We start from the raw sequence: 12,596 nt of genomic DNA on the forward strand, positions 1-12,596 counted from the left end.
AAAATGCTCGGGGATAAAGACCGCATCTTCACCAATATCTACGGCCTGTTCGACAAGTCCTTGGCCGGCGCGATGGCGCGCGGCGCCTGGGATAACACGCCCGGCATCGTCGCCAAGGGCCGCGAGTGGATCGTCAACGAGATGAAGGCGTCGGGCCTGCGCGGCCGTGGCGGCGCCGGCTTCCCGACCGGCCTCAAATGGTCGTTCATGCCCAAGCAGAGCGATGGCCGGCCGAGCTACCTGGTCATCAATGCCGACGAATCCGAGCCCGGCACCTGCAAGGACCGCGACATCCTGCGCAACGACCCGCACACGCTGGTCGAGGGCGCGCTGCTTGCCGGTTTCGCCATGGGTGCGGTTGCCGCCTACATCTATGTGCGCGGCGAGTTCATCCGCGAGCGCGAGGCGCTGCAGCGCGCGATCGAGGAGGCCTATGAGGCCAAGCTGATCGGCAAGAACAACACGTCCGGCTACGATTTCGACATCTACATGCACCACGGCGCCGGCGCCTATATCTGCGGCGAGGAGACAGCGCTCCTCGAAAGCCTCGAAGGCAAGAAGGGCCAGCCGCGGCTGAAGCCGCCATTCCCGGCCAATGTCGGCCTCTATGGCTGCCCGACCACGGTCAACAATGTCGAATCGATCGCGGTTGCGCCGACCATTCTGCGCCGCGGTGCGGCCTGGTTCTCGTCCTTCGGCCGGCCCAACAATGTCGGCACCAAGCTGTTTTGCATCTCCGGCCATGTCAACAATCCGTGCACGGTCGAAGAGGCGATGTCGATCCCGTTCCGCGAACTGATCGAGACGCATTGCGGCGGCATTCGCGGCGGCTGGGACAATCTTTTGGCGGTCATACCGGGCGGCGCTTCGGTGCCGCTGGTGCCGGCCGAGCAGATCATCGACGCGCCGATGGATTTCGACGCGCTGCGCGATCTCAAATCCGGCCTCGGAACCGCGGCTGTCATCGTCATGGACAAGTCGACCGATGTCGTGAAGGCGATCGCGCGGCTTTCCTACTTCTACAAGCACGAGAGCTGCGGCCAGTGCACGCCATGCCGCGAAGGCACCGGCTGGATGTGGCGGGTGATGGAACGGCTGGTGCGCGGCGAGGCGCAGAAGCGCGAGATCGATATGCTGCTCGACGTCACCAAGCAGATCGAAGGCCATACGATCTGCGCGCTGGGCGACGCGGCGGCATGGCCGATCCAGGGCCTGATGCGGCATTTCCGCGGCGAAGTGGAGCGGCGCATCGACGAGTTTTCGCGCAATGCGCACCGGGCCGAGCCTGTGATGGTGGCGGCGGAATAGAAGAACGTTTTACGCGGACGAAAGTCCGCAGCGAAGGGCGGGGCGAACGACGAAACGACCAGGAGAACTCTATGGCGCCGTATTCGAACCCGCTGATGCCCAATTTGGACCAGATCGACAAGATGAACCAGGACTTGACCAGGATGATGCCGAAGGAGATGGCCAGTGCCGTCAACCTTTTCGTGCATCCTGTGGCGGGCGCGGCGGCGATGTCGGCGCTTGGCCTCGGGCTTGCCAATCATGCTTTCGGCGTCTGGCTGGGCGCGTTTTCAGGCGCGGCAGAAGCCTCGCAACGGCTGCTGCAGCCGATCGTCGATGATTTCGAGGCGCGCGTCGCGCAGTTCGATGATCCGAACTCTTCCTCCACCAAGGCGCGGGCGACGGCGAAAACCATGATCGCCGAGGCGCAGTCCTTCGCCAGGGAGGTCACCGATATTGCCGCCAAGGAAGCCGCAACTGCCGTGCCGGCCGCAAACGCCGCTCCAGCAACAAGCGGCGTCGGCGATGCGCTGTTGCCCGAGGATTTCAGGCAGCCCAAGGCCGTGGAGAAGCCGGCGAAACCGGCGGATCTCAAGGCGATATCGGGCATCGGGCCCAAGCTGGAAAAGGTTCTCAACGGCCTCGGCATCTGGACGTATGCCCAGATCGCGGCATGGACGCCGCAAGAGGTTGCCTGGGTCGAGGACTATCTGTCGCTCGGCGGCCGCATCGGCCGCGACGATTGGACAGCTCAAGCGGCGGCGCTCGCCGTCAAGAAGTGAATGAAGTGCCCGACGTGGTCTCGACCGCGTCCGGAAAAAGAGATTGCGGGAACTCCGCAGGGGTTTGAGGCGAATGGCAAAGCTCAAGGTCGACGGGAAAGAGATCACTGTACCCGACCACTACACGCTGCTGCAGGCGGCGGAAGACGCTGGCGCGGAAGTGCCGCGCTTCTGCTTCCATGAGCGGCTGTCGATCGCCGGCAATTGCCGCATGTGCCTGATCGAGGTGAAGGGCGGGCCGCCCAAGCCGCAGGCTTCCTGCGCCATGAACGTGCGCGACCTGCGTCCCGGCCCGAATGGCGAGGCGCCGGAAATCTTCACCAACACGCCGATGGTCAAGAAGGCCAGGGAAGGCGTGATGGAGTTCCTGCTGATCAACCATCCGCTGGATTGCCCGATCTGCGACCAGGGCGGCGAATGCGACCTGCAGGACCAGGCGATGGCTTTCGGCGTCGATTCCTCGCGCTATCACGAGAACAAGCGCGCGGTCGAAGACAAATACATCGGACCGCTGGTGAAGACGGTGATGAACCGCTGCATCCACTGCACGCGCTGCGTCCGCTTCACCACCGAAGTCGCCGGCATTTCCGAACTGGGCCTGATCGGCCGTGGCGAGGATGCCGAGATCACCACCTATCTCGAACAGGCGATGACCTCGGAGCTGCAGGGCAATGTCATCGACCTTTGCCCGGTCGGCGCGCTGACCTCGAAGCCATTCGCCTTCCAGGCGCGGCCGTGGGAGCTGACCAAGACCGAATCCATCGACGTGATGGATGCGGTCGGCTCGGCGATCCGCGTCGATAGCCGGGGCCGCGAAGTGATGCGCATCCTGCCGCGCGTCAACGAGGCGGTGAACGAGGAGTGGATCTCCGACAAGACCCGCTTCATCTGGGACGGCCTGCGCACGCAGCGTCTCGACCGCCCCTATGTGCGCAAGGACGGCAGGCTGGTTGCCGCCAGCTGGGCCGAGGCCTTCGCCGCGATCAAGGATGCAGTGTCGAAGACGGCGCCCGAAAAGATCGGCGCTATCGCGGGCGATCTCGCCGCCGTCGAAGAAACCTATGCGCTCAAGCTGCTGATGGCTTCGCTCGGCTCGAAGAACACCGATTGCCGCCAGGATGGCGCTGCACTCGACCCGGCGCTCGGCCGTGCGAGCTACATCTTCAACCCGACCATCGAAGGCATCGAGCAGGCCGATGCGGTGCTGATCATCGGCGCCAACCCACGCTATGAAGCCTCGGTGCTCAACGCCCGTATCCGCAAGCGCTGGCGGACCGGCAATCTGCCGGTCGGTGTCATCGGCGATGTCGGCGATACCCGATACGACTACGAACAGCTGGGCGCCGGGCCGGATTCGCTGAAGGATTTGGCCGACGGAAACGGCAAGTTCTTCCAGACGCTGAAGAAGGCGACACACCCGCTGATCATCGTCGGACAGGGCGCGCTGGCGCGTGCCGATGGCGCAGCCGTGCTCGGCCAGGCGGCCAAGCTCGCGGCCGCCGTCAACGCTGCTCGCGCAGACTGGAACGGCTTTGCCGTGCTGCACAATGCGGCCGGGCGCGTCGGCGGTCTCGATCTCGGCTTCGTGCCGGGCGAGGGCGGCAGAAACGTTGCCGGCATGCTGGGCGAAATGGAGCTCTTGTTCCTGCTCGGCGCCGACGAGATCGACATGGCCAAGACCGGCGGCGCCTTCGTCGTCTATATCGGCACGCATGGCGACCAGGGCGCGCACCGCGCCAATGTCATCCTGCCGGCGGCCGCCTACACGGAAAAATCGGCCACCTATGTCAACACCGAAGGGCGCGTGCAGCAGACCAACCGCGCCGGCTTCGCGCCGGGCGAGGCGCGCGAGGACTGGGCGATCCTGCGGGCGCTGTCGGATGTGCTCGGCAAGAAACTGCCGTTCGATTCGCTGCCGCAGCTGCGCGCCAAGCTTTATGGCGAATACCCGCATCTGGCCCGTATCGACCAGGTCGCGGCCGGCAATGCCGAGGATATCGCCGAGGTGGCGAAGCTCGGCGGACGGCTGAACAAGGGCACCTTCACCTCGCCGGTGACGGATTTCTACCTGACCAACCCGATCGCGCGGGCATCGGCCGTGATGGCGGAATGCTCGGCACTGGCCAAGAGCGGCTTCAAGCAGGCGGCAGAATAAGCATGGACACTTTCTTCTCCTTCTACGTGCTGCCGGCGCTGCTGATCCTGTTGAAGTCAGTCGTGCTGATCGTCGTTCTTTTGATCTTCGTCGCCTACATCCTCTACGCCGACCGCAAGATCTGGGCGGCGGTGCAATTGCGCCGTGGCCCGAACGTCGTCGGCCCCTGGGGCACGCTGCAGGCTTTCGCCGATCTGTTGAAGTTCGTCTTCAAGGAGCCGGTCATCCCGTCAGGCGCCAACAAGGGCGTGTTTCTTTTGGCGCCGCTGGTGTCGGCCGTGCTGGCGATCTCGGCCTGGGCGGTCATCCCGGTCAGCCACGGCTGGGCGATCGCCAACGTCAATGTCGGCATCCTCTATGTCTTCGCCATCTCCTCGCTCGAGGTCTACGGCGTGATCATGGGCGGCTGGGCGTCGAACTCGAAATATCCGTTCCTCGGCGCGCTGCGCTCGGCCGCGCAGATGGTGTCCTACGAAGTCTCGATCGGCTTCGTCATCGTCACCGTTCTGCTCACCGCCGGCTCGCTCAACCTCACCGATATCGTGCTGTCGCAGCATGATGGAATTGGTACGCGGCTTGGCCTGCCCAACACCTTCCTCGACTGGAACTGGCTGGCGCTGTTCCCGATGTTCATCATCTTCTTCATCTCGGCGCTGGCCGAGACGAACCGCCCGCCTTTCGATCTGGTGGAAGCCGAATCGGAACTGGTCGCCGGCCACATGGTCGAATATTCGTCGACCCCGTTCCTTTTGTTCTTCCTCGGCGAGTATGTCGCCATCGTGCTGATGTGCGCGCTGGCCACCATCCTGTTCCTCGGCGGCTGGCTGCCTCCGTTCGACTTCGCGCCGTTCACCTGGGTGCCGGGCGTCATCTGGTTCGTGCTGAAAGTCTGCTTCGTGTTCTTCGGCATCTCCATGGTGAAGGCCTTCGTGCCGCGCTACCGCTACGACCAATTGATGCGGCTTGGCTGGAAAGTGTTCCTGCCGATCTCGCTGTTCATGGTGGTCGCCACCGCGGCCTTCCTCAAGATCACGGGGTTTGCGTGATGTCCGCTCTTTCCCAAGCCGCCAAATCGCTGCTGCTGCAGGATTTCGTCAGCGCCTTCTTCCTGTCGATGCGCCAGTTCTTCGCGCCGAAGGAGACGATCAACTATCCGCACGAGAAGGGGCCGACCAGCCCGCGCTTCCGCGGCGAGCATGCGTTGCGCCGTTACCCGAACGGCGAGGAACGCTGCATTGCCTGCAAATTGTGCGAGGCGATCTGCCCGGCGCAGGCCATCACCATCGAGGCCGGCCCGCGCCGCAATGACGGCACCCGCCGCACGGTGCGTTACGACATCGACATGGTGAAGTGCATCTATTGCGGCTTCTGCCAGGAAGCCTGCCCGGTCGACGCCATTGTCGAGGGGCCGAATTTCGAGTTCGCGACGGAGACGCGCGAGGAACTCTACTACGACAAGGACAGGCTGTTGGCGAATGGCGACCGGTGGGAGCGCGAGCTGGCGCGCAACATCTCGCTGGACTCGCCCTACCGCTGATATTTGACGCATGGACGGGGCGAGGGGCCTCGTCTAAGGACACAACGAAACTTGCGGCCGGAGGCGGCAGCAAACATCGAAACAGGACGGTTGTCCTGTTTGTACAGGAACCCGGGGGATCCCCAATGTTGAGTGGACTAGAGGCGGCCTTTTTCTACCTCTTCGCCTTTGTCGCGGTGGCATCGGCGTTCATGGTCATTTCGTCGCGCAACCCCGTGCATTCGGTGCTGTTCCTGATCCTGACCTTCTTCAACGCCGCCGGCCTGTTCATGCTGACCGGCGCCGAGTTCCTGGCGATGATCCTGCTCGTCGTCTATGTCGGCGCGGTGATGGTTCTGTTCCTGTTCGTCGTCATGATGCTCGACGTCGATTTCGCCGAACTGAAGAGCGGCGCCCTGCAATATGCGCCGATCGGCGCGCTGGTCGGGCTGATCCTGGCGGCGGAGCTGATCGTGGTTCTCGGCGGCTACACCTTCGCGCCGCAGCTCGCTTCGACGGTCTCCAAGCCCATTCCGGATCTTGCCACGCGGACCAATACCGCCGCGCTCGGCGACATCCTCTATACGGACTACCTCTACTACTTCCAGATTTCGGGCCTCGTGCTGCTGGTCGCCATGATCGGCGCCATCGTGCTGACGCTGCGCCACAAGCCAGGCGTCAAGCGGCAGTCGATCGCAGCCCAGGTCGGCCGCACACCGGCGACCGGCATGGAAATCCGCAAGGTCAAGACAGGCGAGGGACTCTGAGATGGTTGTCGGCATCGCACATTATCTGACCGTATCGGCTGTTCTGTTCACGCTCGGCGTGTTCGGCATCTTCCTGAACCGCAAGAACGTCATCGTCATCCTGATGTCGGTCGAGCTGATCCTGCTGGCGGTCAACATCAATTTCGTCGCCTTTTCGGCAGCACTCGGCGATCTGGTCGGCCAGGTGTTCGCGCTGTTCGTGCTGACGGTCGCGGCGGCCGAAGCCGCCATCGGACTTGCCATTCTCGTCGTCTTCTTCCGCAACCGCGGCTCGATCGCGGTCGAAGACGTGAACATGATGAAGGGTTGACGGAACCACCATGTATCAGGCCATCGTCTTCCTTCCCCTGCTCGGCTTCCTGATCGTCGGCCTGTTCGGCACGTCGCTCGGCGCCAAGGCGTCCGAATACATCACCTCGGGTTTCCTGGTGATCGCGGCCGTGCTGTCGTGGGTCGCGTTCTTCACCGTCGGTTTCGGCCATGGCGAGGTGTTCACCGTGCCCGTGCTGCGCTGGATACAGTCGGGTGGGCTGGAAGCGTCCTGGGCGCTGCGGATCGACACGCTGACGGTGGTCATGCTGGTGGTGGTCAACACCGTGTCGGCGCTGGTCCACATCTATTCGATCGGCTACATGCACCACGATCCGAACCGGCCGCGCTTCTTCGCCTATCTGTCGCTGTTCACCTTCGCCATGCTGATGCTGGTGACGGCGGACAACCTCGTGCAGATGTTTTTCGGCTGGGAAGGGGTGGGGCTGGCGTCCTATCTGCTGATCGGCTTCTGGTACAAGAAGCCGTCGGCCAATGCCGCGGCAATCAAGGCCTTTGTCGTCAACCGTGTCGGCGATTTCGGCTTCGCACTCGGCATATTCGGCGTGTTCGTGCTGTTCGGCTCGGTCAATCTGGGCACCATCTTCGCCAATGCGGCGACGTTCATCCCCGCTGAAGGCGCGCCGCAGGGTGCCGCGGTGCTGACTTTCCTTGGCCATGCGCTGGACAAGCAGGCGGCCATGACGATCGTCTGCCTGCTCCTGTTCATGGGCGCCATGGGCAAGTCGGCGCAAGTGCCGCTGCACACCTGGCTGCCGGACGCCATGGAAGGCCCGACGCCGGTTTCGGCCCTGATCCATGCCGCCACCATGGTGACGGCGGGCGTGTTCATGCTGGCGCGGTTGTCGCCGCTGTTCGAACTGTCGCATTCGGCGCTGACGGTCGTGACCTTCATCGGTGCCTTCACGGCCTTCTTCGCGGCCACCGTCGGTCTCGTCCAGAACGACATCAAGCGCGTCATCGCCTATTCGACCTGCTCGCAGCTCGGTTACATGTTCGTGGCGCTCGGCGTCGGCGCCTATGGCGCGGCGATCTTCCACCTGTTTACGCATGCCTTCTTCAAGGCGCTGCTGTTCCTCGGCTCGGGCTCGGTCATCCATGCCGTGTCCGACGAGCAGGACATGCGCAAGATGGGCGGCCTCAGGAAACTGATCCCGACCACCTACTGGATGATGGTGATCGGCACGCTGGCGCTGACCGGCGTCGGCATTCCGGTGACGGTCATCGGCACCGCCGGCTTCTTTTCCAAGGACGCCATCATCGAGAGCGCCTTTGCCGGCCACAATTCGGTTGCCGGCATGGCCTTCGTGCTTTTGGTCATCGCCGCCTGCTTCACCTCCTTCTACTCCTGGCGGCTGATCTTCATGACCTTCCACGGCAAGCCGCGGGCGAGCCATGAGGTGATGCACCATGTCCATGAATCGCCGCCGGTGATGCTGGTGCCGCTGTTCATCCTGGCTGCGGGCGCGCTGTTTGCCGGCGTCATCTTCCACAACGCCTTCATCGGCGAGGGCTATGCCGAGTTCTGGAAGGCATCGCTGTTCACATTGCCTGACAATCACATCCTGCACGACATCCACGAATTGCCGCTGTGGGTCGAACTGTCGCCCTTCATCGCCATGCTGATCGGCTTCGCGCTGGCCTGGAAATTCTACATCCGCTCGCCGGAAATGCCGGTCAACCTGGCCGCGCAGCATCGCGGGCTCTACGCCTTCCTGCTCAACAAGTGGTATTTCGACGAGCTCTACGACTTCCTGTTCGTTCGGCCCGCCAAGCGCCTCGGCCACTTCCTGTGGAAGACCGGCGACGGCACCGTCATCGACGGCCTCGGCCCCGACGGTATTTCGGCGCGCGTCGTCGATGTCACCAACCGCGTCGTCAAGCTGCAGACCGGCTATCTCTACCACTACGCCTTCGCCATGCTGATCGGCGTTGCCGCACTCGTCACCTGGATGATGCTCTGATGACCGCCTGGCCAATCCTCTCGCTGGTCACCTTCCTGCCGCTGGTTGGTGTGCTGCTTATCCTGTTCATCAATGACGACAGCGAAAATGCACGCCGCAACATCCGCGCCATCGCGCTGTTGACGACGACTTTCACGTTCATCATCTCGCTGTTCATCTGGACCGGATTCGACAATTCGCAGTCCGGCTTCCAGTTCGTCGAGAAGGTCGCCTGGCTCGATTCCGGCATTTCCTACCATATGGGCGTCGACGGCATCTCGATGCTGTTCGTCATCCTGACGACCTTCCTGATGCCGCTCTGCATCCTGGCCTCGTGGGAATCGATCGAGAAGCGCGTCAAAGCCTACATGATCGCCTTCCTGCTGCTCGAAACGCTGATGATCGGCGTGTTCTGCGCGCTGGATATCGTGCTGTTCTACGTCTTCTTCGAAGCCGGCCTGATCCCGATGTTCATCATCATCGGCGTCTGGGGCGGCAAGCGGCGCGTCTATGCCTCGTTCAAGTTCTTCCTCTACACGCTGGCCGGTTCGGTGCTGATGCTGCTCGCCATCATGGCGATGTTCTTCCAGTCCGGCACTACGGATATCCCGACGCTGTTGACCCACAATTTCCCGGCCAACATGCAGACATGGCTGTGGCTTGCCTTCTTCGCCTCGTTCGCGGTGAAGATGCCGATGTGGCCGGTGCACACCTGGCTGCCCGATGCGCACGTCGAGGCGCCGACGGCGGGCTCCGTCATCCTGGCCGGCATCCTGTTGAAAATGGGCGGGTACGGCTTCCTGCGCTTCTCCTTGCCGATGTTCCCGCTGGCGTCGGAAATGTTCGCGCCGCTGGTCTTCGCGCTGTCCGTCGTCGCCATCATCTACACCTCGCTGGTGGCGCTGATGCAGGAGGACATGAAGAAGCTGATCGCCTATTCGTCGGTTGCCCATATGGGCTTCGTCACCATGGGCATCTTCGCCATGAACCAGGAAGGCGTGCAGGGCGCGATCTTCCAGATGCTCAGCCACGGCCTCGTCTCCGGCGCGCTGTTCCTGTGCGTCGGCGTCATCTACGACCGCATGCACACACGTGAGATCGCGGCCTATGGCGGGCTGGTCAACAACATGCCGAAATACGCCACGGTGTTCCTGATCTTCACCATGGCCAATGTCGGCCTGCCCGGTACCAGCGGCTTCGTCGGCGAGTTCCTGACCATGCTCGGCGTGTTCCGGGTCAACACATGGGTGGCGTTCTTCGCCGCCACCGGCGTCATCCTGTCGGCCGCCTACGCGCTCTGGCTCTACCGCCGGGTGATCTTCGGCGCACTGACCAAGGAGAGCCTGAAGGGACTCCTCGACCTGTCGCCGCGCGAGAAGGTGATCATCTACCCGCTGGTCGTGCTGGTCATCTTCTTCGGCGTCTATCCCGCCCCGGTCTTCGACGCGACGGCCCAATCGGTCAAGTCGCTCGTCACCAATGTCACTGCATCCATCGGCGCCGCGCAGACCGCGGCGGCGAACTGACCAGAGGTTTTGCGAACCATGACGCCGGACCTTCTCTCCAGCCTGTCGCTCTCGACGCCAGAGCTGATCCTTGCCGTCGGCGCGCTGGCGCTGCTGATGGTCGGAGCCTATTCGCGCGCCAACACGGCCAACACGGTAACCGGCCTCGCGGTTGCCGTGCTGGCGATCGCGGGCGCCTGGCTGATCTTCCGAACCGGGCAGGGCAGCGCTTATGGCAATGCCTTCATCCAGGATTCCTTCGGCCGCTTCATGAAGGTGCTGGCACTGGTCGGCTCGGCGGTGACGCTGGTGATGTCGATGCGCTTCGCCAAGGCGGAGCGTTTCGACAAGTTCGAATATCCGGTGCTGATCCTGCTGTGCACGCTCGGCATGATGCTGATGATCTCGGCCAACAGCATGATCGGCCTCTATCTCGGCCTCGAGCTGCAGTCGCTGGCGATCTATGTGCTGTGCGCGATCAACCGCGACAATCTGCGCTCGACCGAAGCGGGCCTCAAATATTTCGTTCTCGGTGCGCTGTCGTCGGGCATGCTGCTCTATGGCATCAGCCTGGTCTACGGCTACACCGGCAACACCGGCTTCCAGGAAATCGCCACGGCACTCGGCAGCGGCGAGCGCCAGCTTGGCCTCGTTTTCGGCCTCGTCTTCGTGCTGGCCGGCCTTGCGTTCAAGATTTCCGCGGTGCCGTTCCACATGTGGACGCCTGACGTCTATGAGGGCGCGCCGACTCCGGTGACGGCCTTCCTGGCGGCGGCGCCGAAAATGGCGGCGATGGCACTGATCGTGCGCGTCACCATGGGCGCGTTCAAGCCGATCGCCGCCGACTGGCAGCAGATCATCGTCTTCATCTCGATCGCCTCGATGGCACTCGGCTCCTTCGCCGCAATCGGGCAGACCAACATCAAGCGCCTGATGGCCTATTCCTCGATTGGCCATATGGGTTACGCGCTGGTCGGCCTTGCCGCCAACAGCCAGGCCGGCGTGCGCGGCGTTGCCATCTACATGCTGATCTATCTGGTGATGACGCTCGGCACCTTCGCCTTCATCCTCGCCATGCGGCGCAAGGAAGGCAATGTCGAGCAGATCAGCGACCTGGCCGGCCTGTCGTCGACCAATCCGGTCATGGCGACGATCCTGACCATCCTGATGTTCTCACTCGCCGGCATTCCACCGCTCGCCGGCTTCTGGGGGAAATGGTACGTCTTCCTCGCCGCCATCAACGCCAATCTCTACGTGCTGGCGATCATCGGCGTGCTGGCCTCGGTGGTGGGCGCCTATTACTATTTGCGCATCATCAAGATCATGTGGTTCGACGAACCGGTCGGCGGCTTCGTGCCGATGGCGACGGAATTGCGTGTCGTGCTCGGCGTCTCCGGCGCCTTCGTGCTGTTCTACGTGTTGATCGGTGGGCCGATCGGCACCTATGCCGAAGCCGCCGCCAAGACGTTTTTCTAGACGGCATGGCATTTCGGCTGGCTCCAACCTCGGCGTCGGAAGGGTTCCGGCTCGAGGCGCATGAGAGCGTCGGCTCCACCAATGCGCTGGCACTGGACCACGCAAGGGCAGGCGACTCCGGCAAATTGTGGGTCGTTTCCAAGAAGCAGGAAAGCGGGCGTGGCCGGCGCGGCCGCGTCTGGGCGACCCCGGAAGGCAACCTGGCGGCGACGCTGCTCGTCATCACCAAGGCAGAGCTTCGCCTTGCCGCGACGTTGGGCTTCGTCGCAGGACTGGCGCTGGCCGATGCACTCGATGCCGTGGTGCCGAAGGGCCGGATCGCCATTGGCCTCGACGGTGGCAGCGAAGGAAAAAACCGTTTCGAGCTGAAATGGCCGAACGACGTGCTTGCCTCCGGCGCCAAGCTGGCCGGCATCCTGCTGGAATCGGCAATCCTCGAGGGCGGCCGTTTCGGAGTGGCGGTCGGCATCGGCGTCAATGTGGTGGCATACCCTGAGGATTTGCCGTATCCCGCAACTTCCTTGCGCGCGCTGGGCGCGGCATGCGATGCGGAAACACTGTTCCTGGCGCTGTCGGATGCCTGGAGCGAGAATGCCCGATTGTGGGATGAGGGGCGCGGACTTGCCGCCGTCAGGCGACGGTGGCTTGATCGTGCCGCGGGGCTCGGCGGCGAGGTTGCCGTCAGAATTGACGGTAATGTGGTGCGCGGGGTGTTTGAGACCATTGACGAGGACTGCCGTTTCGTGATCCGCGACGATGAAGGTTCGGTTCGGACGATCGCCGCCGGCGATGTGCATTTCGGCGCGGTCGCTTCGGCCAGGGCATAGGGCCGTTC

11 protein-coding genes are annotated in these 12,596 nt (G+C 63.2%); all 11 read left to right on the forward strand.

Annotated elements, in window-relative coordinates:
- The first annotated feature begins 3 nt into the window (after window positions 1-3).
- The 11 genes from nuoF (at window position 4) to AC0NIL_RS17010 (ending at window position 12,588) form a co-directional block, all read left to right on the forward strand.
- The gene (gene nuoF / locus AC0NIL_RS16960; RefSeq protein WP_013531094.1) at window positions 4-1,308 is read left to right on the forward strand and encodes an NADH-quinone oxidoreductase subunit NuoF; all 1,305 of its coding nucleotides are present in this window, start codon (window positions 4-6) and stop codon (window positions 1,306-1,308) included.
- Window positions 1,309-1,379: 71 nt separating this feature from the next.
- On the forward strand, window positions 1,380-2,069 hold the full coding sequence (locus AC0NIL_RS16965; protein ID WP_027160548.1) for an NADH-ubiquinone dehydrogenase: 690 nt from the start codon (window positions 1,380-1,382) through the stop codon (window positions 2,067-2,069).
- Window positions 2,070-2,142: 73 nt separating this feature from the next.
- Window positions 2,143-4,224, forward strand: a complete 2,082-nt coding sequence (nuoG, locus tag AC0NIL_RS16970; RefSeq protein WP_064993751.1) for an NADH-quinone oxidoreductase subunit NuoG — start codon at window positions 2,143-2,145, stop codon at window positions 4,222-4,224.
- A gap of 2 nt (window positions 4,225-4,226) precedes the next feature.
- Window positions 4,227-5,270, forward strand: coding sequence for an NADH-quinone oxidoreductase subunit NuoH (gene nuoH, locus AC0NIL_RS16975; RefSeq protein WP_013531097.1), 1,044 nt, complete (start codon window positions 4,227-4,229; stop codon window positions 5,268-5,270).
- A complete protein-coding gene (gene nuoI, locus AC0NIL_RS16980; RefSeq protein ID WP_013531098.1) occupies window positions 5,270-5,761 on the forward strand; it encodes an NADH-quinone oxidoreductase subunit NuoI in 492 nt (163 codons plus the stop codon). The genes nuoH and nuoI overlap by 1 nt, the downstream gene beginning before the upstream one ends.
- Window positions 5,762-5,886: 125 nt before the next feature.
- Window positions 5,887-6,507 carry an NADH-quinone oxidoreductase subunit J gene (locus AC0NIL_RS16985; RefSeq protein ID WP_013531099.1) on the forward strand — a complete coding sequence of 207 codons (621 nt, stop codon included), beginning with the start codon at window positions 5,887-5,889 and terminating at the stop codon, window positions 6,505-6,507.
- Window position 6,508: 1 nt separating this feature from the next.
- Window positions 6,509-6,817 carry an NADH-quinone oxidoreductase subunit NuoK gene (gene nuoK / locus AC0NIL_RS16990; RefSeq protein ID WP_010910101.1) on the forward strand — a complete coding sequence of 103 codons (309 nt, stop codon included), beginning with the start codon at window positions 6,509-6,511 and terminating at the stop codon, window positions 6,815-6,817.
- 10 nt (window positions 6,818-6,827) lie between these two features.
- On the forward strand, window positions 6,828-8,801 hold the full coding sequence (gene nuoL / locus AC0NIL_RS16995; RefSeq protein ID WP_064993750.1) for an NADH-quinone oxidoreductase subunit L: 1,974 nt from the start codon (window positions 6,828-6,830) through the stop codon (window positions 8,799-8,801).
- Complete coding sequence (locus AC0NIL_RS17000; RefSeq protein ID WP_024501357.1) at window positions 8,801-10,306, forward strand: NADH-quinone oxidoreductase subunit M; 1,506 nt, start codon at window positions 8,801-8,803, stop codon at window positions 10,304-10,306. Before nuoL ends, AC0NIL_RS17000 begins: the two co-directional genes overlap by 1 nt.
- An 18-nt stretch (window positions 10,307-10,324) precedes the next feature.
- On the forward strand, window positions 10,325-11,761 hold the full coding sequence (nuoN, locus tag AC0NIL_RS17005) for an NADH-quinone oxidoreductase subunit NuoN (protein ID WP_224674860.1): 1,437 nt from the start codon (window positions 10,325-10,327) through the stop codon (window positions 11,759-11,761).
- A gap of 5 nt (window positions 11,762-11,766) precedes the next feature.
- Window positions 11,767-12,588, forward strand: coding sequence for a biotin--[acetyl-CoA-carboxylase] ligase (locus AC0NIL_RS17010; RefSeq protein WP_024501356.1), 822 nt, complete (start codon window positions 11,767-11,769; stop codon window positions 12,586-12,588).
- Window positions 12,589-12,596: the final 8 nt, after the last annotated feature.

The sequence above is a fragment of the Mesorhizobium sp. WSM1343 genome (assembly GCF_055901535.1).

Bases quoted from the DNA above. Each gene is read 5' to 3' on its own strand.
- nuoN (WP_224674860.1), top strand. From the start codon at position 10,325: ATGACGCCGGACCTTCTCTCCAGCCTGTCGCTCTCGACGCCAGAGCTG.
- nuoI (WP_013531098.1), top strand. From the start codon at position 5,270: ATGTCCGCTCTTTCCCAAGCCGCCAAATCGCTGCTGCTGCAGGATTTC.
- nuoG (WP_064993751.1), top strand. From the start codon at position 2,143: ATGGCAAAGCTCAAGGTCGACGGGAAAGAGATCACTGTACCCGACCAC.
- AC0NIL_RS17010 (WP_024501356.1), top strand. From the start codon at position 11,767: ATGGCATTTCGGCTGGCTCCAACCTCGGCGTCGGAAGGGTTCCGGCTC.
- AC0NIL_RS16985 (WP_013531099.1), top strand. From the start codon at position 5,887: ATGTTGAGTGGACTAGAGGCGGCCTTTTTCTACCTCTTCGCCTTTGTC.
- nuoL (WP_064993750.1), top strand. From the start codon at position 6,828: ATGTATCAGGCCATCGTCTTCCTTCCCCTGCTCGGCTTCCTGATCGTC.
- AC0NIL_RS17000 (WP_024501357.1), top strand. From the start codon at position 8,801: ATGACCGCCTGGCCAATCCTCTCGCTGGTCACCTTCCTGCCGCTGGTT.
- AC0NIL_RS16965 (WP_027160548.1), top strand. From the start codon at position 1,380: ATGGCGCCGTATTCGAACCCGCTGATGCCCAATTTGGACCAGATCGAC.
- nuoF (WP_013531094.1), top strand. From the start codon at position 4: ATGCTCGGGGATAAAGACCGCATCTTCACCAATATCTACGGCCTGTTC.
- nuoH (WP_013531097.1), top strand. From the start codon at position 4,227: ATGGACACTTTCTTCTCCTTCTACGTGCTGCCGGCGCTGCTGATCCTG.
- nuoK (WP_010910101.1), top strand. From the start codon at position 6,509: ATGGTTGTCGGCATCGCACATTATCTGACCGTATCGGCTGTTCTGTTC.